Below are 18,687 nucleotides of genomic sequence, written 5' to 3'. Positions count from 1 at the left end.
CCTTCTTCTCATTATTCTGGCTTTTCTTCGTTCAGCCAGGACATCATCTTGCGCAGTTTGGCCCCTACCTCTTCAATAGGATGTTCGGCGTGCTGGCGGCGCATAGCCAGAAAATGGGCCCGGCCGGCAGCTTTATTTTCCAGGAGCCAGTCTTTGGCAAACGTTCCGTCCTGGATATCGTGCAACACGTCTTTCATAGCCTGTTTCGATGCATCACTGATGACCCGCGGGCCTGCCGTATAATCGCCATATTCCGCCGTATCGCTGATGGAATAGCGCATCTTGGCCATGCCGCCTTCGTACATGAGGTCTACGATCATCTTCATTTCGTGGAATGTTTCAAAATAGGCGATTTCCGGCTGGTAGCCTGCTTCGCACAGCGTTTCGAACCCGTTGGTAATGAGCTGGCAGATACCGCCGCAGAGAACGGCCTGTTCGCCGAAGAGGTCCGTTTCTGTTTCTTCCTGGAAGGTCGTCTGGATGACGCCGGCACGGGTGCCGCCGATGCCGCGGGCATAAGCCAGGGCGATGTCAAAGGCCCGGCCGGAAGCATCCTGTTCGACGGCAAAGACGTCGGGGACACCACTGCCTTCGACGAACTGGCGGCGTACGATGTGGCCCGGCCCTTTGGGAGCGACCATGAAGACATCGACATTATCGGGCGGGACAATCTGTTTGAAGTGGATATTAAAGCCGTGGGCAAAAGCCAGGGCACTGCCCGGTCTGAGGTTGTCCCGGATTTCGTTTTTATATACGTCGGCCTGTTTTTCATCGGGAATGAGAACCATGGTGATATCCGCAGCGGAGACGGCTTCGGCGACAGTCTGGACTGTAAGGCCGGCCTTACGGGCTTTTTCCGCCGATTTACTGCCGCTGTAGAGGCCGATAGTGACATCGACGCCGCTGTCGCGGAGATTGAGCGCATGGGCATGGCCCTGGCTGCCGTAACCGATGATAGCGACTTTCTTTCCTTCGATAGCTTCCCAATTAACATCCTGATCATAAAATACCTTTGCCATACTAAATTCCCCCTTGATACTTTTGTTGGTTTCAGAATAAAAAAAATCCGTCCCTTGTAAGGGACGGATCGTATATCCGCGTTACCACCCAAATTCTTCACTATGGTGAAGCACCTCACAACGTACCAACATACGCGTTTCCAGTAACGTGGAAATACCGTTGATGCTTAATACATTCAGCATCACTCTTCAGGGAGGATTTTCGTCTGTCCTGTATTACCGGCTTGCACCAGGCGCCGGCTCTCTGTAAATACCAGGGGCAGAGTACTCGTTCCCGTCATCAGATTTCGTCTTTATGTGCTTACTCCCTGAGAACGCCTGTCCCCCGGGAGAAGTTGTGAACATTGTAACGGAACCATTCCCGTTTGTCAATAGTCAATATAGCCTGAGGGAATAGAACAAAACGGCGGTTTTGAATAAATAAGGAAAAACAAAGCGTATTTCATGAAAATAACACTAAAAAACTAGTATATTACTGATATATAATGTAAAAATCTAAATTAATTAAATGAATATGTTCCTGATACAGGACCGGAGATATCAGGAAAATACCTTCCAAAGACCGATGAGCACCAGCGCCATGATGATGATGAAGCTGATTACCCGGGTTTTGGAAAAGATTTTTGGGTCATTGACCGTTCCTGGCGTCGGTTTCGGGGCTTCTACCTGCTGGGTACCGCAGATAGGGCACATACGCACGCCGTCGCGCAGTTCAGTTCCGCATTTTTTACAAATCATATATGTCATCTCCTGAAACGTTTTTTTCATTACCCCTTGTATCATACCATGAGCCGGATGGTCTTTCTAGTATGCATTCTGGCATTTATGATATAATAGAGCAAAATGAAACAGAGGGGGAACTGTTATGGGAATGAATGATACACCGTCAGGTGAACGCGTACATATTGGCTTTTTTGGCCGCCGCAATGCCGGTAAATCCAGTGTCGTCAATGCTGTGACGGGACAGAATCTGGCTATCGTTTCGGATAAAAAGGGGACGACGACCGATCCGGTGTATAAGGCCATGGAACTGCTGCCACTGGGACCGGTCCTGATTATCGATACACCGGGGTTTGATGATACAGGCGCTCTGGGGGAACTGCGCGTGGAACGGACACGGCAGGTGCTCAATAAAACAGATATAGCCGTCCTGGTCATCGATGCAGCGGAAGGAATGCAGCAGAGCGACAGGGAAACGCTGGCGCTGATCCGGGAAAAAGGACTCCCGTATATTATCGTCTATAATAAGAGTGATTTGACAAAGCGGCCGGATCAGATACCAGAGGACGTCCTGTATGTCAGTGCCAGAGACAACACGGGCATCCATGAATTAAAAGAACGGCTGGCCCGGCTGAAACCGCAGGATGCCGGGGTTCCTATCGTGCGGGATATGGTACGGCCGGGAGACTTTTTTGTCCTCGTCGTTCCCGTAGATTCAGCGGCTCCCAAAGGAAGGCTGATCCTGCCCCAGCAGCAGACCATACGGGATATACTCGATGCAGACGGGACGGCCGTCGTCGTAAAGGAAACGGGACTTAAAGAGACGCTGCAGCATCTGGGCCAAAAACCGCGGATGGTCATAACCGACAGTCAGGCTTTTAAACGGGTAGCGGCGGATACGCCGGACGATATCACGCTGACCTCCTTTTCCATTCTCATGGCACGCCACAAGGGATTCCTGGATATTGCCATAGATGGAGTGCGCGCGCTGGGCGGCCTGAAGGACGGAGACAAAGTGCTCATTTCCGAAGGATGTACTCATCACAGGCAGTGCGATGATATTGGCACTGTCAAAATTCCCCGCTGGCTCCGGCAGTATACGGGGAAAACACTTTCCATTGAAACATCGTCTGGCAGGGATTTCCCTATGGATCTGACACCCTATGCGCTGGTCATCCACTGCGGGGGATGTATGCTGAACGAACGGGAAGTGGCATCGCGGATGCAGCGTGCGCGGTTGCAGCGTGTGCCCATTACGAATTATGGCATTTTTATTGCCTGTATCCATGGAATACTGAAACGCAGTCTGGCGCCGTTCCCCGATTTGCAGCGGCTGGTCCCGTAAAGGAGAAGACGATGGAACGCTGGCTTATTTTGAAAATACAATCGCTTTTATTGCGCCATCCCCTGGTGGAGACCGGCGCAGTCCGCATGGCCCGCTGGGGTTTCTGGGTGTATATCCTGTATGGCCTGGTACAGTGGTTCCGTCCGGGAAAACTGCCGCAGCAGTTTCAGCGCAGGCAATCAATGACAGAAGCGCTGCTTTCCGTGGGAATCAGTTCTTTTTTCTCTTTTCTCATATCGCTCCTATGGCGGCGCCAGCGCCCGTTTGCCGCACATCGGGCGGTGAAGCAGTCGGTCCTGCACAAAAACAACGCATCCTTTCCCAGCAACCACACGATGAATGCGGTGGCGGCAGCGCTGACTATTTTCCGTTACCAGAAGTGGTCAGGCATCGTGCTCCTGATATGGAGTATACTAATTGGCCTTTCGCGGATTGCCTGCGGTGTCCATTATGTGACGGATATTTTGGGCGGCATGGTTTTGGGATGTGTCAGCAGTCGCATTGTCGGGCAGAGCAGACTAATCCATCTGGTATCTTTTTTGGTGCCAGTGATTTTGAAAACAGGCCGGAAAAGATAAAAAAATTAGGGATGAATTGACGAATTAGTTCGAAAATGCGTTTAAACCAGGATGTAATTGTCAATATTTAAAAAAGTATACTATAAATATATAGTGGTATACAGCTGGCACATTATTATGTGCCAGCTTTTTATGTGCCTGTAAATGCGATACATAAGGCATTTACAGGCTTTATTAAAATTAGATTAAAAATCATATAAAACAAAATGGCGTTATTTTTCTTGTGAAAATATGTTATTTAGCATACAATAAACTTGTCAATAAGAGTACGGCAACGTACTTGAGGATACCGCTTATAAATCACAAGAGAGAGGAGAGTAACACATTATGGCAAAGAAAATTTTTAAAACAATGGACGGTAACGAAGCGGCTGCATACATAGCGTATGCCTTTACAGAAATCGCTTCCATCTTCCCGATTACACCGTCATCCCCTATGGCTGAACACGTAGATGAATGGGCAGCCCATGGACGGAAGAACTTGTTCGGGACGACGGTCCAGGTACAGGAAATGCAGTCTGAAAAAGGGGCAGCCGGCGCAATGCACGGCGCATTGAATGCCGGTGCGCTGACGACGACCTTTACTTCGTCCCAGGGCATGATGATCATGCTTTCCAACATGTTCAAGATTTCCAGCGAACTCCTTCCGGGTGTATTCCATGTAGCGTCCCGTACGGTTGCTACCAATGGTTATACTATTTTTGCCGGTCATGATGATGCTATGGCTATGCGTGGCACGGGCATCAGCATGATGTGTGAATCGAGCGTACAGGAAGTTATGGATCTGGCCGCCGTTGTCCATGCTACGGCTATTTCCTGTCGTATTCCTATCCTCAATTTCTTCGATGGGTTCCGGACGTCTCACGAAATCCAGAAAATTGAAGTCATCCCCTATGAAGAACTCCGCCCGCTGCTGGATATGGAAGCCGTCAAGGCGTTCCGCGCCCGTGGCATGAACCCGGATGATCCGGAAGCCATTTCCTTCTGCGAACCGGCAGAAACGTATATGCAGCACCGCGAATCACTGAATAAATTCTACGACCGTGTACCGGACGTAGCCGAAGGCTATATGAAGAAAATCAGCGAAATCACCGGCCGGGAATATCACCTCTTCAACTATACAGGCGCACCGGATGCTGAATTCGTTCTCGTAGCCATGGGTTCTGGCGCCCAGACCATTGAAGAAACGGTCAAGATGATGGTAGAAAAAGGCGAAAAAGTGGGCTGTATCAATGTCCATATGTTCCGTCCGTGGTCGGAAAAACATTTCCTGTCCGTCCTGCCGAATACGGTCAAGAAGATTGCTGTCCTGGACCGCACAAAAGAAACCGGGGCCAACGGGGAACCGTTGTATCACAGTGTCGCCGCTACGTTTGCAGCTGCTGACCGTTCACCGAAGATTTATCATGGCCGGTATGGTATTGCCTCGAAAGAATTTTTACCGGGCGATGTCGTAGCAGCATTTGAAAATCTGAAAGCATTTGAACCGAAGAACGATTTTACCCTGAGCATCGTCGATGATGTGACCTATAAATCCCTGCCCCGTGTAGAAGGCGTCCATACAGGCGGCAAAGGCCTCAAGGCATGTAAGTTCTGGGGCTTCGGGTCTGATGGTACGGTCGGCGCCAATAAGAGCGCTATCAAGATCATTGGTGATAACACGGACATGTATGCCCAGGCATATTTTGCCTATGATTCCAAGAAATCCGGCGGCGTCACCGTATCGCATCTGCGCTTTGGTGATACACCAATCAAGATGCCGTATCTGATCAATAACGCCGATTTCATTGCCTGCCACCGTCAGTCATACGTACATGGCTTTGACCTTCTGAGAGGCATTAAAAAAGGCGGTACGTTCCTGCTCAACACCGTCTGGAAACCAGAAGAACTGAGCGAAAAGCTGCCGGCAAGATTAAAACGGGATATTGCCCGCAATGATGTACAGTTCTACATTATCGATGCCGTAGGTATTGCCCAGAAGATTGGCCTCGGCGGCCGTATCAACATGATTATGCAGTCGGCTTTCTTCAAACTGTCCGAAGTCATCCCTGTAGATCTGGCTATCGATAAACTGAAAGAATCGGTCGTCAAGTCCTATGGCAAGAAGGGCCAGAAAGTCGTCGATATGAATAATGCGGCAATTGATGAAGGCCTGAAGAATATCGTGAAGATTGATGTACCGGCCGACTGGGCTGATGCACAGGATGAACCGGTTGATCTTTCGAAGCACACGAAATTCTTCCGCGAATTCTCTATCCCTGTCAATGCCCTGGAAGGCGACGACCTGCCAGTCAGCGCATACAATGGCATGGAAGACGGCAGATGGCCGACTGGCACCTGCGCAGAAGAAAAACGTGGCGTAGCCATGTTCGTACCGAGCTGGGATGCAGAAAAATGTATCGGCTGTAACCAGTGTTCCTTCGTCTGCCCGCATGCCGCTATCCGTCCGTTCCTCCTGACGCCGGATGAAGCCGCTAACGCACCGGAAGGCTATCAGGATAAAGAAATCAAAGTGGCCCCGGGATACAAATTCAACATTGTCGTATCGGTTATGGACTGCCTGGGCTGCGGCAGCTGCACTCATGTCTGCCCGAAGGAAGCTCTGACTATGAAACCGTTCGACGACGAAGAATACAAAGCTGCACTGTGGGATTACGTCATTGCCCTGCCACAGAAGAAGAACCCCATGAAGAAAGATACGGTCATCGGCAGCCAATTCGAACAGCCGCTGCTTGAATTCACCGGCGCCTGCGCAGGCTGTGCAGAAACACCGTATTGCAAAGTCGTTACCCAGCTCTTCGGCGATCGCATGATGGTTGCCAATGCTCACGGCTGTTCCTCCGTATGGGGCGGCAGTGCTCCGGACTGCGGTTATACGAAGAATGCCCAGGGTCATGGCCCGGCATGGTCTACGTCCCTGTTCGAAGATAACGCCGAATATGGCTTTGGCATGATGTTGGCAGAACAGGCCGAACGCAAGCTCCTGGAAAAATATATGGACGACGCTATGGACGTTGCCAGCCCGCAGCTGCAGGAAGCATTCAAGGACTGGAAAGAACATAAACTGGAAGGCGAAGGCTCGCGGCAGCGTTCCGATGCTATCATTGCTCTGCTGGAACAGGAAAAAGAAGGCAAGCCGGCTCTGGAACAGGTATATGAAATGAAGAAGTTCCTCGTCAAACGCAGCCAGTGGATCTTCGGCGGCGACGGCTGGGCTTATGATATCGGCTATGGCGGCCTGGATCACGTACTGGCCCAGGGTCAGGATATCAACGTCCTCGTATTCGATACGGAAGTATATTCCAACACGGGCGGCCAAGCTTCCAAAGCAACGCCGACGGCAGCTGTTGCCCAGTTCGCAGCTTCCGGCAAGAAGACGAAGAAGAAAGACCTGGGCATGATGGAAGCCCAGTACGGATATATCTATGTAGCTCAGGTTGCTATGGGTGCTGATAAGAATCAGTTCCTGAAAGCCCTGAAAGAAGCAGAAGCCTATAAAGGTCCGTCTCTGATCATCGGCTATGCACCGTGCATCAACCATGGTCTGAAAGTAGGCCAGGGACAGAGCCAGCTGGAAGAAAAACGGGCTGTCGAAGCCGGATACTGGCATCTGTGGAGATACAATCCGGAACTCAAGAAACAGGGCAAGAATCCGTTCACGCTCGATTCGAAACCGCCGACAGCAAACTTCCGCGATTTCCTCATGGGCGAAACCCGGTTTGCTTCCTTGAAACGCACCTTCCCGGATACGGCAGAAGCTCTGTTTGAAAAGACGGAACAGGATGCCAAAGAACGGTATGAAGGCTATGTCCGCCTGACAAAGGCCTATGATGAAAAATAACACAGATATCATGGCGCCGTAAGGCATGATGATATACACACTCTTGTGTTTATGAGCACAGACACCCCTGGGGATTTCCCCAGGGGTGTTTGCTATCTGTATGGGATTGTTCCTTTCGGCCTATCCCTTGATCCGCTGGCGTTTGTTGCCTACGACGAGGTAGCGGCTGATACTGCGGTAGACCATGAAGGTAAAGAAGAAGAAGCCAAACAGGAATACCAGAGCGTAATCCAGTGTGAGTGGTTCATCCTGTACGTAGTACCAGGCACAGATGAGGGTCAGTATAAGGCTGCCGTACATAGATATGAGGACGCTTACCGTACGTTGTCCCCGGTCGCGCATGGAAAAGAAATCTTTGAAATGGATATAAAAACCGATAGTCGAGAATATAAGCGCTGCCGTGACGATGGCGATGGCAAGGACGCTCAGCTGGAAATAGAGTGAGACGAGAAGCAGTACCATGAGAAAGAGGGTACACAGGAAAATACCTTCCTGACGACGGATATCCTGTTTGTCCTCTTCTTCATAGGTACGGCTATCCCGGTTGCGATGACGTGCCATGGAATCACCTCCTTTGTATACCCTTTATTATAGCATATTTGCCGTGACGGGTTCTGCTTATTCGCGAAAGCGGTATCCTGCACCCCAGACGGTTTCGATATAGATGGGTTTGGCCGGGTCTGGTTCAATTTTTTCGCGGATGCGGTTGATGTGGACCATGACGGTCGCCGTATCGCCTTCGGCATCGAGACCCCAGACTTTTTCAAACAGGCGGTCCCGGCTGAATACGAGACCTTTATTCTGGGCCAGGAATACGAGTAGCTCAAATTCCTTATTGGTCAGGGTGACTTCCCGGCCGCCGGCGAAGACGCGGTGTTTATCGACGTATATTTCCAGTTCTCCGGACTGGATGACGGCACCGTCGGCAGGAGAAGCTGACCGGGTCAGGCGTTCGTACCGCGTGATATGGGCTTTGACGCGGGCTACGAGCTCCGGCGGGCTGAAAGGCTTGCTGATATAGTCGTCGGCGCCGAGACCCAGGCCGCGGATTTTGTCGATGTCTTCCCGCTTGGCCGATACCATGAGGATAGGGACCTCTTTTTCGGCCCGGATGCGCTTGCAGATGTGGAAGCCGTCCATCCCGGGCAGCATGATGTCCAGCAGAATGAGATCGTATGTGCCGTGGAGGGCCCGGTCCAGGCCTTTTATGCCGTCGGTCTCGATGTCACTTTCGATGGCATTGGCTTCGAGGAAATCCTGTTCCAGTTCGGCGATTTCCTGATTGTCTTCAATGATGAGTATTTTTTTCATATTCTGACTCCTTAGCTGCTGCTGGCAGCGTAATGATGATGGACAGGCCACCGCCGGGCGTTTCCCCGGCAGAGATGGTGCCGTTCATGCCTTCGATGATCTGCCGTACGATAGCCAGCCCGAGGCCGCTGCCTTTTTTGACATCTGTCCGCGCCGCGTCGGTACGGTAGAAACTGTCGAACAGGCGGGGGAGAAATGGCGGTGCCACGCCAGGGCCATGGTCGGCAAAGACGAGGCGGACCTGATCAGGACCGTCTGTTACGGTTATTTCCATCGCTACTTTAGGCTTATCCTTGTATTTGATACTGTTTTCCAGGATATTTTCTACGACCCGTTGGAACTGGGCCCGATCCAGTTGTACACAGGCTCTTCCAGTCGTCCGGCAGGTCAGGTCCAGTCCCCGTTCAGACAGGCGCTGCCTGTTTTCTCCGGTGTAGTCTTCCATATAGGACGAAAGGGAGACCGGGGTCAGGGAAAAGGACACCTGCCCCAGATCCAGCTTGGAGAACAGGAAGAGCTGTTCTACCAGTTTTTCCATGGTGCAGGCATTCTGGTATATCTGGGTGACGTAGCGTTGTTTCTTTTCTTCGGTCCGGGCAATTCCTTCGAGGATGCCGCTGGCGTATCCTTTGAGCAGGGTCAGAGGGGTCGATAAATCGTGGGAAATACCGGCGATGAGTTCTTTCCTGTTTTTTTCATAGCGCTGCTGGGCTTCACGGGCGCTTTTCAGCTGGCGGCGCATGTGGTCAAAAGCAAGGCAGGTCCGGCCCAGTTCATCGCGGAATGTGGATGTCATGGGATAGTCGAGATTGCCTTTTTCAATTTCTGCCGCTGCCTGACGCAGTGTTTCCAGGGGCTGCAGGATCTGACGGGAGAGCAGATGGGACAGGATGAGGCCGCAGGCGATGATAATCGCGCTGGCCGTGACGATGATGACAATGAGCAGTCCCTGCAGGACGCCTTTGGCCAGTCCGGCGCGGATGCCGCTTTTGGCGATAAATGGCATGGGTCCCGACGCGATGACCGTCGTCCCCGTGTGAAGCGCCGTATAGCGGAAGAAAAATCCGTCGCCATCCCAGATCATGGCCGTGTTCTGACCGCCTGATTTGCTCAGGACCCGTTCGGCCAGGCTGGTGGCATTGCTGCCGGGGGTGACGTACATGGTCCGTCCGTCCCGTATAATGGCCGTGGCGATGCCCAGATCTTCCAGTGTGCGGCAGTCTTCTTTCAGGTCTTTGAGTTTCAGCGGCCCCGGGTGTTCGGCTTTGACGCGCAGGGAGCTGACCGTGTACTGGATGGACAGAGCCGGTCCTTTTTCGGGCCAGAGCGTGGCCAGGTCGCTTTGCTGGGCCGAAAAGCGCAGGCCCTGGAACAGAAGCAGGCCCAGCAGGGTCAGGATGCAGACCGGCACGAGGACCATGGTGACGTTTGCCATGAGCAGTCGCCTTCTCAGGGGGATATCTTGTATATGCAGCATAAGCAGTATCCTTTCTCGTACATATTTTCTCACAGTATATATTGTCATTATATACTGTGTCGGCACAATCTGCCAGAGACCGGATGGGGTATGACAAAAAGAGACCTCCTGTGATGGCCCGGCCATCATAGGAGGTCTCTTTGCAGGTATCAGGCAATGCGGCTGGCCAGGATGTCTCCACTTACGGCATCTATAAGGATGTGGTAGTGGATGTCGCCATCGGAAGCACGGATCTGATAGACAGGATGGAACGCCGTGGCAGCCGGGGTGGCTGGTGCAGCCGGTGCAGTTGCTGCAGGCTGGACATCCGGTGCAGGCCGGGTGTCAGGGGCGGTGCCTTTACCAGTGGCACCGGCTGTGTCATCAGGCCGTGCAGTTCCCGGAGCCGGGGTTCTGTCTTTTTCCCGGTCCCGGTCCTGTTTTTTGTCCCGGTCTTTTTTATCTTTCTTGTCCTTTTCTTTATGCCGGTCCTCTCCTTTTTCATGTTTGCTACCTTCAAGGTCTATGAGGGAGATGCGGGAGAAACTAAGGGAGCTTTCGTCTTTCCCGATAGCCTGGGCGGCCAGGGCGCGGGCTTTTTCTTCCGGGATGAGGGTCAGGTTCTGTGCCTGTGCCTGGGCTTCAATCATCTGGGACATGGCCTGGATCTTCTTTTCTTTATAAGCCTGTTTCTGCTGATGATGATACCAGGCACCTCCGCCGCCGGCGACGGCACAGATGACGATGGCGGTTACGGCGATTTTCGCGTTGCGGGCCGTGAAGATTTTCGATTTCCATGTATGCAGGTACGTATTCCATTTTTCTTGTGTCATGATGTATTCCTCCTCTGTTGTTTACTGACAAGGATAGTGTACAGGTAAAAGCTAAAATCCATCTAAACCGGGGCATAAGAGTTTCGAAAATTTCTCTGTACATCGGGCATTGTCTCTTTGTTGACATCGGCCTTTCTATATGGTACGCTGAACGAGGATAACTCATACTGGAAATAACGCCCTGACGGAATCTGTCCCGTGAGGGCATTTTTATTGGGAGGCAGGAATGATGAAAGCTGTAAAGAATTATGATGTCATTATTATCGGGGCCGGGCCGGCCGGTATTTTTACGGCACTGGAACTGGCCGATAAAGGATATACGATCCTCATGGTAGAAAAAGGACAGGACATCCGCGACCGCATCGCTACGAGCGTCAATCCGCAGGCACTGGCCAAGGACAAGGTACGCAATGTCGTCTGTGGCTGGGGCGGTGCCGGGGCGTTCAGTGATGGGAAACTGACGCTTACCACGGAGTTTGGCGGCAATCTCGACGACTACATGTCCCAGGCAGAGCTGGCGGAAAAAATCAAATACGTCGATTCCGTATACTGCCGCTTTGGCGGTGCTGACCGCAAGGTATACGGCGATGAAAATCCCGAAGAAATCCGCCGCATCCAGCGTCGGGCTGCTGCAGCCGACCTGCGTTTCATCCCGGCCCGGATCCGCCATCTCGGGACCGATGTCAACGCCCAGATCCTGACGAATATGCGCGATTTCCTCGATGGCAAGGCCGATATCCTGTCTGATACGGCGGTAGAACACATCGTCGTCGAAGACGGTGCCATCCGGGGCGTCATCATCGGTGGCCAGCTCTACGGCTGCCAGTATCTCGTGGCCGCACCGGGCCGGGAAGGGTCGGAATGGTTCGTCCGGGAAGTGGAACAGATGGGCCTGTCCCTTACGTCCAACGCCGTCGATATCGGCGTCCGCGTCGAAATGCCGGCGGAAATATTCGAGCCCATTACGGATATCGTCTACGAATCGAAGCTCATTTATTTCAGCAAGTCCTTTGATGACCGGATTCGGACGTTCTGCATGAATCCGTATGGGTTCGTCGTCACGGAAAACAACGACGGCCTTTTGACGGTCAATGGCCACAGCTATGCCCACAAGCGCAGTGAAAACACGAACTTCGCCATTCTCGTGTCCAAGAAATTCACGGAACCGTTCCACGAACCGATCCGCTACGGCAAATATATCGCCCGCCTGGCCAACATCCTCGGAGGCGGCGTCATCGTGCAGCGCCTGGGAGATTTTCTCGACGGCCGCCGTTCGACGCCGGAACGGATCCGCCGCGGTCTCGTACGGCCGACCATGCCCAGCGCGACGCCGGGCGACCTGTCACTGGTCCTGCCGTACCGTCACATGCTGGACATCAAGGAAATGTTCGAAGCTCTGGACAAGGTGGCTCCAGGAGCCAATTCGCGCCATACTCTCCTGTACGGCGTAGAAGTGAAATTCTATTCCAACCGTCTGGAACTCAATGACAAACTGGAAACGAAGATTCCTAATTTCTTTGCTATCGGCGATGGAGCCGGTATCACCCGGGGGCTCGTACAGGCTTCGGCAGCCGGCGTTATCGCAGGCCGGGAAATCCTGTCCCGGGCAGCCCATCATTGACGCGGCGCCAGAGAGACGATACAATGAAAAGATAAGGGTTTTTATCCATACCATACGAGGAGGATGTCATTCATGTTAGCATCGAAATTATATTGCCCGACGCTGCGCGAAATCCCTGCAGAAGCAGAAATCGCCAGCCATCAGTATATGTTGAAAGCCGGTATGATCCGCAAAAACGGCGGCGGACTCTATTCCTTTCTGCCCCTGGGACGGCGGGTGGAACTGAAAATCGAAGCCATTGTCCGGGAAGAAATGGACGGCATCGGCGCCCAGGAAATCATGATGCCCATCATGCAGCCGGCTGAAATCTGGCATGAATCGGGACGGTGGAATGCCTACGGTCCGGAAATGTTCAAACTGGAAGACCGCCATGGCAATCATTTCTGCCTGGGACCGACTCACGAAGAACTGATCACGACGCTGGTCCGCAACGAACTGCGCTCGTACAAGCAGCTGCCGGTTACGCTCTGGCAGATGCAGAATAAATACCGCGACGAAATCCGGCCCCGGTTCGGCCTCATGCGCAGCCGGGAATTCGTCATGAAAGATGCGTATTCGTTCGATGTCGATGCCGAAGGCCTGCACAAGAGCTATCAGGATGAATACGACGCCTACACGCGTGTCTTTACCCGCTGCGGTCTGAACTTCAAACCCGTCGAAGCCGACAGTGGCCAGATTGGTGGCAGTCATACCCATGAATTCATGGCTCTGGCTGAAGCGGGGGAAGCGGAAGTCGTATCGTGCTCTGCCTGTGAATATGCGGCAGATATTGAAAAAGCCGAACCGGCAGCTCTTACGATGGAAGCGGAAGACGCAAAGAATCTGGAACTCATCGAAACGCCGGATTGCGCTACCATTGAAGATCTGGCAGCTTTCCTGAAGATCCCCGTAGAAAAGACCATCAAGGCCGTAGCTTTTACCATCGACGGCAAAAAGACCGTTCTCTGCATGGTCCGCGGCGATCACGAAGTCAATGACGTGGCAGTCCAGAACTTCGTTGGTGGCAATGCTATCGAACCGGCGACGGAAGACGAACTGAAGGCCCATGGCCTGCAGCCGGGGTACATGAGTCCTATTGGTGCCGATACACCCGATAATGAAACGTTCTTCGTCCTCGTCGATCCTACGGCTATGAATGTGCCAAACGGTGTCACCGGGGCCAATAAAGCCGGGTATCATTACCAGAATGTCAATCCGGACCGGGATTTCAAAAACGTCACGGTGGCCACTATCCGCCTGATGGTCGAAGGCGATGCCTGCCCTCATTGCGGCGCGCCGGTACATATCATGCGCGGCATTGAAGTAGGCCAGGTATTTGAACTGGGGACCAAGTATTCTGAAGCCCTCAACGCCACTTTCCTCGACCAGGATGGCAAAGCCAAACCATTCTACATGGGATGCTACGGCATCGGCGTCACCCGTACGATTGCCGCTGCTATTGAACAGTTCCATGACGATAAGGGCATCATGTGGCCGGTGGCCATTGCACCGTACGAAGTGGTCATCCTGCCGCTCAATATGAAAGATGAAGAACTGGCAGGTTATGCACAGAATCTGTATCAGCAGTTCATGGCCGTTTCCTCCGATGTCGTCCTCGATGACCGCAAGGAACGGGCTGGTGTCAAATTCAATGATGCAGACCTCATCGGCTATCCCGTACAGGTCGTCATCGGCAAGGACACGAAAGCCAATGGCACCGTCGAAATCAAAATCCGCCGGACTGGCGAAAAAGAAGTCGTGGCCAAAGAACAAGCCCTCACACGGGTACAGGAAATCCTTGCGGACCTGCGCAGCAAAAACATGTAAGAACTACTGTCCCTGCGCCATTTTCTATGGCTCTGGCGGCAGGGATGGTGTATAATAAAGCGTAAGCTTATTTCCAATATACATCTGTTCAAAGGAGAGATACTCGTGATAGAACGTTATACAAAAGAAGAAATGGGTAAAATCTGGGCTGAATACAATGAATGGAATACCATGAAAGAAGTAGAAATCCTGGCCAGCGAAGCCCAGGCTGAACTGGGGAACATCCCGAAAGAAGCGGCTAAGGAAATCCGTGAAAAGGCTGCTTTTTCGGTGGAACGCATTCATGAAATCGAAGCCGAAACCCATCATGACATTGCCGCTTTTGTATCCACGTTGTCTGAAAATATCGGCGAAGCCGGCAAATATGTCCATCTCGGCCTGACATCGACAGACGTCAAAGATACGGCCTTGGGCTATATGCTCAAACAGGCATCGGATATCCTCATCAAAGATCTGGAAAACTTCCATGCCGTCCTGCGCCGCCGTGCTGTCGAATTTAAATACACGCCCTGCATCGGCCGTACCCACGGCATCCATGCCGAAGCGACTACCTTTGGCCTGAAGCTGTGCAACTGGATGGCTGAAATCGAACGGGACATCGACCGCATGAAGCATGCCAAAAAGACGATTGCTGTCGGCAAGATTTCCGGCGCCGTCGGCACCTATGCCGATATCGACCCCTTTGTTGAAAAATATGTCTGCGAACATCTGGGTATCGAAGCCTCTCCGATTTCGTCCCAGACGCTGCAGCGTGACCGCCATGCCGAATACGTGACGACCCTGGCTGTCATCGCCAGCTCTATCGACAAGATGGCAACGGAAATCCGTCATCTCCAGCGGACAGAAGTACGGGAAGCAGAAGAATATTTCAGCCCGAAACAGAAGGGCTCTTCCATCATGCCCCACAAGCGCAACCCGATTACGTGTGAACGCATGTGCGGCCTGGCCCGCGTCATCCGCGGCAATGCCCAGGCGGCTCTGGAAGACGTGGCACTCTGGCATGAACGGGATATTTCTCATTCGTCCGTAGAACGGGTCATCCTGCCGGACAGCACCATTGCCCTGGACTACATGCTCCAGACCTTTACCCGCGTCATCGACCGGCTCCTCGTATATCCCGACAAGATGATGAAGGACCTCAATCTGACCGGTGGCCTCATCTACAGCCCGATTATCCTCAACACGCTCGTAGAAAAAGGCGCCGTCCGCGAACAGGCTTATCGCTGGGTACAGCGCAATGCCATGAAGCGCTGGCTCGAAGGAGAAGATTTCCTGGAAAACCTGAAGAAAGACGAAGATGTGAAGAAATATATGACCGATGAAGAAATCGAAGGCTGCTTCGACGTCAACAAGATGCTCAGCCACGTCGATACCATCTTCGCACGGTTCGGCATCTGATCATACCGGCTTTAGACGATACAACATAAGAATGAGGGGGAGCTGCCACAGGATTGATATGCTGGCAGCCCCCCTTTTTTGTACGAAAAAGAGATACCGTCAGGCGAACCGGTTAACAGCCTGCGGCCTGCGAACGGCAGTTTCTTCATCAAACATCAAACATCAAACATCGAACGTCAACATCGACCATCAAACTGTTTTTTCCGGAGGTACCCTATGTATTACTTTGATAATGCGGCGACGACGGTGCAGAAGCCACAGACCGTCGCCGATGCTGTGTATGATGTGCTCAGCAGTGGCCTGTACGGCAATCCGTCCCGGGGAGCCCATGGCTATTCCCTGCGGGCTTATGAACTGGTGCTGGATGCTAAAGAGCAGGTAAAAGGCCTGTTCCATACCGGTCCGGATTACGATGTGGCATTTACACACAATTCGACGACAGCTCTCAATCTGGTTCTCAAGGGACTGCTGCGTCCGGGAGACCACGTACTGACGACAATGTGGGAACACAATGCCGTCCTGCGTCCCCTGTACCAGCTGGAAAAGGAGGGCGTCGCCATAGACTTTATTGGCAGTGATGCCCATACAGGACAGCTGCGTTATGAGGAAATGGAGCAGAAAATCCGGCCGGAAACGAAGCTGCTCGTCTGTAATCACGCGTCCAATGTGACTGGCAATGTCCTGGACCTGTCCTGCATAGCGTCGTTTTGTCAGAATCACGGCCTGTTTTTCGTCGTCGATGCGTCCCAGTCGGCTGGCGTCGTGCCCATCGATATGTCAGACGGGACAGTGACGGCCGTCTGCTTTACGGGGCACAAGTCGCTCTATGGCCCGGGAGGGACGGGAGGCGTCTGCATCCGCCGGGATGCCCCGGTCCGGCCGGTCCTGACGGGTGGCGATGGCGTCCATGCCTTCGACCACGACCAGCCCGGCGGTGTTCCGGCCATTCTGGAAGCAGGGACGTCCAACGTAGCCGGAATCGCCGGTTTGCGGGCCGGTGTGGCTTATATACGGGACCACTGGCAGCAGCTCCGGCAGAAGCAGGCTGATTTGAACGCCCGGTTCCTGCAGGGGCTGCGAAGTATCCCCGGACTGGTGGTTTACGGTGATTTTTCCCGCCCCCGGGTCCCTGTCTTTGCCGTCAATTTCTCCGGTGCCGAGTCGGCCGTAGTCAGTGACATACTCTGGGAGACTTATGGAATCGCCACGCGCCCGGGATTTCACTGTGCACCTCTTCTGCATGAGTCCCTCGGTACGAAACAGCAGGGAGCCGTCCGTTTTTCCCTTTCGTCCTTTACGACAGAAGAAGATCTGGAGGCAGCACTTGTCGCCCTCAAAAAGATAAGTGCCCTGCAATGATGAACAAAATGCATATCGTACATTACATGTCTGTTTGAAACGGACACTTGACTATTTAGAATGGAAATAGTATTGTATAGTACAGGCGTGTGGTATACGTAATGTCCTCATTTCTTGGGAAAGAAGCGGGGAAATATCTGTCCCGGTCCGCCGCCGGGACATATTTTATTGTTGGAGGCGCGAGTATCATGAACGAAACGATTGCATCTGCTCTCAGTAATGAGGAAGCAAAAGACATCCTGACCAAATTTGTCCAGACGAATACGGTGAATCCGCCGGGTAATGAAAAAGCACTGGCTTTGTGGATTGCCGATGAATTTAAAAAGGCCGGTATCGAAGCGGAAGTACGCGATATGGGTGAAGGCCGGGCCAACGTCGTAGCCCGGATCAAAGGCAGCGGCGAACGGAAGGCACTGCTCTTTGACGGTCATCTTGATACGGTTCCGCCGGGAAACTGGACAGAAGATCCCTGGGGCGCCGTCGTCAAAGACAGGAAGCTCTACGGCCTGGGCGCATCGGACATGAAGGGAGGTCTGGCTGCGATGATGCATGTCGTCAAGGCTATCAAAAAATCGGGAGCTGCCCTTAAAGGGGACCTCGTATTTGCCGCTTCCATCGATGAAGAAACGGACAGTCTCGGTGCCTGGGACCTGCTGAAGTCAGGCGGTCTCGACGGCGTCGGTGCCATCGTCATCGGCGAACCGAATTATAATGAAATTACTATCTGCGAAAAGGGGGCCCTCTGGCTGAAAGTGACTACTCATGGCCAGACATCCCATGGTGCGATGCCGGAAAAAGGCGTCAATGCCGTGATTCATATGAATAAATTCCTCGATAAACTGCTCCAGTACCAGTTCCAGTATACGGAAAGCCCCATCCTGGGAAAACCGACCATGAATATTGCGACACTGCACGGTGGCTTCAAGACGAACGTTGTGCCTGACCGCTGTGAACTGACCGTCGATATCCGCACGGTACCCGGCCAGGTACACAAAGATATCATCGCCGATTTCCAGCGCATGTGTGATGAAGTCAAAGCAGAAATACCGGAATTTAAGGCTGATATCGAAGTTTTGAGTGACCGGGCTGCCGTAGAAACTAAAGCCAGTGACGATTTCGTCCGCCTCTGCCGCGATGTGCAGCAGGACGTGACCGGCCGCAATCCCGAACCGAACGGATTCATGTGCTATACCGATGCCGCTGTATTTTTGCCGAACACCCATATTCCGCTCATCGTGTACGGACCGGGGGAACAGCATATGGCTCATCAGCCGGACGAATACATCTGTCTCGACCGACTGTATGAATCGGTACGGTTCTATGCAGAACTGGCGGAAAAATATCTGATCGACTAACGAATACTAAATCTATGGGATAAAGGGGTGCCGGCGAGGGGAGTAT

Annotated in this window: 14 protein-coding genes and 1 other annotated feature; of the genes, 8 read left to right on the top strand and 6 right to left on the bottom strand. The window is 52.7% G+C overall.

Annotated elements, in window-relative coordinates; all coding sequences use genetic code 11:
* Window positions 1–11: 11 nt before the first annotated feature.
* A complete protein-coding gene (gene ilvC / locus DW949_RS10130) occupies window positions 12–1,019 on the bottom strand; it encodes a ketol-acid reductoisomerase (protein WP_118023103.1) in 1,008 nt (335 codons plus the stop codon).
* Window positions 1,020–1,075: 56 nt separating this feature from the next.
* Window positions 1,076–1,309, bottom strand: a binding site (T-box leader).
* A 250-nt stretch (window positions 1,310–1,559) separates the two neighbouring features.
* Window positions 1,560–1,757, bottom strand: coding sequence for a zinc-ribbon domain-containing protein (locus DW949_RS10125; protein ID WP_118023102.1), 198 nt, complete (start codon window positions 1,755–1,757; stop codon window positions 1,560–1,562).
* Between the two features lie 127 nt (window positions 1,758–1,884).
* Between DW949_RS10125 and hydF the strand changes: the two genes are divergently transcribed.
* The 3 genes from hydF to nifJ all read left to right on the top strand — a co-directional run bounded on the left by hydF (window position 1,885) and on the right by nifJ (window position 7,502).
* Complete coding sequence (gene hydF / locus DW949_RS10120; protein WP_118023101.1) at window positions 1,885–3,084, top strand: [FeFe] hydrogenase H-cluster maturation GTPase HydF; 1,200 nt, start codon at window positions 1,885–1,887, stop codon at window positions 3,082–3,084.
* Window positions 3,085–3,095: 11 nt separating this feature from the next.
* Window positions 3,096–3,662, top strand: a complete 567-nt coding sequence (locus tag DW949_RS10115) for a phosphatase PAP2 family protein (protein WP_118023100.1) — start codon at window positions 3,096–3,098, stop codon at window positions 3,660–3,662.
* A 327-nt stretch (window positions 3,663–3,989) separates the two neighbouring features.
* Window positions 3,990–7,502 (top strand): pyruvate:ferredoxin (flavodoxin) oxidoreductase, encoded by a 3,513-nt coding sequence (nifJ, locus tag DW949_RS10110; protein WP_118023099.1) that lies wholly within the window; start codon window positions 3,990–3,992, stop codon window positions 7,500–7,502.
* 120 nt (window positions 7,503–7,622) lie between these two features.
* On the opposite strand, the gene DW949_RS10105 is transcribed toward nifJ, so the two are convergent.
* The 4 genes from DW949_RS10105 to DW949_RS10090 all read right to left on the bottom strand — a co-directional run bounded on the left by DW949_RS10105 (window position 7,623) and on the right by DW949_RS10090 (window position 11,102).
* Complete coding sequence (locus tag DW949_RS10105) at window positions 7,623–8,063, bottom strand: hypothetical protein (RefSeq protein WP_118023098.1); 441 nt, start codon at window positions 8,061–8,063, stop codon at window positions 7,623–7,625.
* A gap of 57 nt (window positions 8,064–8,120) precedes the next feature.
* Window positions 8,121–8,813, bottom strand: coding sequence for a response regulator transcription factor (locus DW949_RS10100; RefSeq protein ID WP_118023097.1), 693 nt, complete (start codon window positions 8,811–8,813; stop codon window positions 8,121–8,123).
* On the bottom strand, window positions 8,791–10,248 hold the full coding sequence (locus DW949_RS10095; RefSeq protein WP_233539575.1) for a HAMP domain-containing sensor histidine kinase: 1,458 nt from the start codon (window positions 10,246–10,248) through the stop codon (window positions 8,791–8,793). The genes DW949_RS10100 and DW949_RS10095 overlap by 23 nt, the downstream gene beginning before the upstream one ends.
* 191 nt (window positions 10,249–10,439) lie before the next feature.
* The gene (locus DW949_RS10090; protein WP_118023095.1) at window positions 10,440–11,102 is read right to left on the bottom strand and encodes a PepSY domain-containing protein; all 663 of its coding nucleotides are present in this window, start codon (window positions 11,100–11,102) and stop codon (window positions 10,440–10,442) included.
* A gap of 229 nt (window positions 11,103–11,331) precedes the next feature.
* Between DW949_RS10090 and DW949_RS10085 the strand changes: the two genes are divergently transcribed.
* The 5 genes from DW949_RS10085 to DW949_RS10065 all read left to right on the top strand — a co-directional run bounded on the left by DW949_RS10085 (window position 11,332) and on the right by DW949_RS10065 (window position 18,641).
* Window positions 11,332–12,723 carry an NAD(P)/FAD-dependent oxidoreductase gene (locus DW949_RS10085; RefSeq protein WP_118023094.1) on the top strand — a complete coding sequence of 464 codons (1,392 nt, stop codon included), beginning with the start codon at window positions 11,332–11,334 and terminating at the stop codon, window positions 12,721–12,723.
* Window positions 12,724–12,795: 72 nt separating this feature from the next.
* Window positions 12,796–14,529 carry a proline--tRNA ligase gene (locus DW949_RS10080; protein WP_118023093.1) on the top strand — a complete coding sequence of 578 codons (1,734 nt, stop codon included), beginning with the start codon at window positions 12,796–12,798 and terminating at the stop codon, window positions 14,527–14,529.
* A gap of 105 nt (window positions 14,530–14,634) precedes the next feature.
* On the top strand, window positions 14,635–15,927 hold the full coding sequence (purB, locus tag DW949_RS10075; protein WP_118023092.1) for an adenylosuccinate lyase: 1,293 nt from the start codon (window positions 14,635–14,637) through the stop codon (window positions 15,925–15,927).
* Window positions 15,928–16,143: 216 nt separating this feature from the next.
* Window positions 16,144–17,286: an aminotransferase class V-fold PLP-dependent enzyme gene (locus DW949_RS10070; RefSeq protein WP_118023091.1), complete on the top strand. Its 1,143-nt coding sequence runs from the start codon at window positions 16,144–16,146 to the stop codon at window positions 17,284–17,286.
* A gap of 188 nt (window positions 17,287–17,474) precedes the next feature.
* Window positions 17,475–18,641, top strand: a complete 1,167-nt coding sequence (locus DW949_RS10065) for a M20 family metallopeptidase (protein ID WP_158570667.1) — start codon at window positions 17,475–17,477, stop codon at window positions 18,639–18,641.
* Window positions 18,642–18,687: the final 46 nt, after the last annotated feature.

This window comes from Megasphaera sp. AM44-1BH (assembly GCF_003467125.1).
Classification (GTDB): Bacteria; Bacillota; Negativicutes; order Veillonellales; family Megasphaeraceae; genus Megasphaera.
The sequence above is the reverse complement of the archived record's forward strand: the minus strand, read 5'-3'. Positions and strand labels throughout refer to the sequence as shown.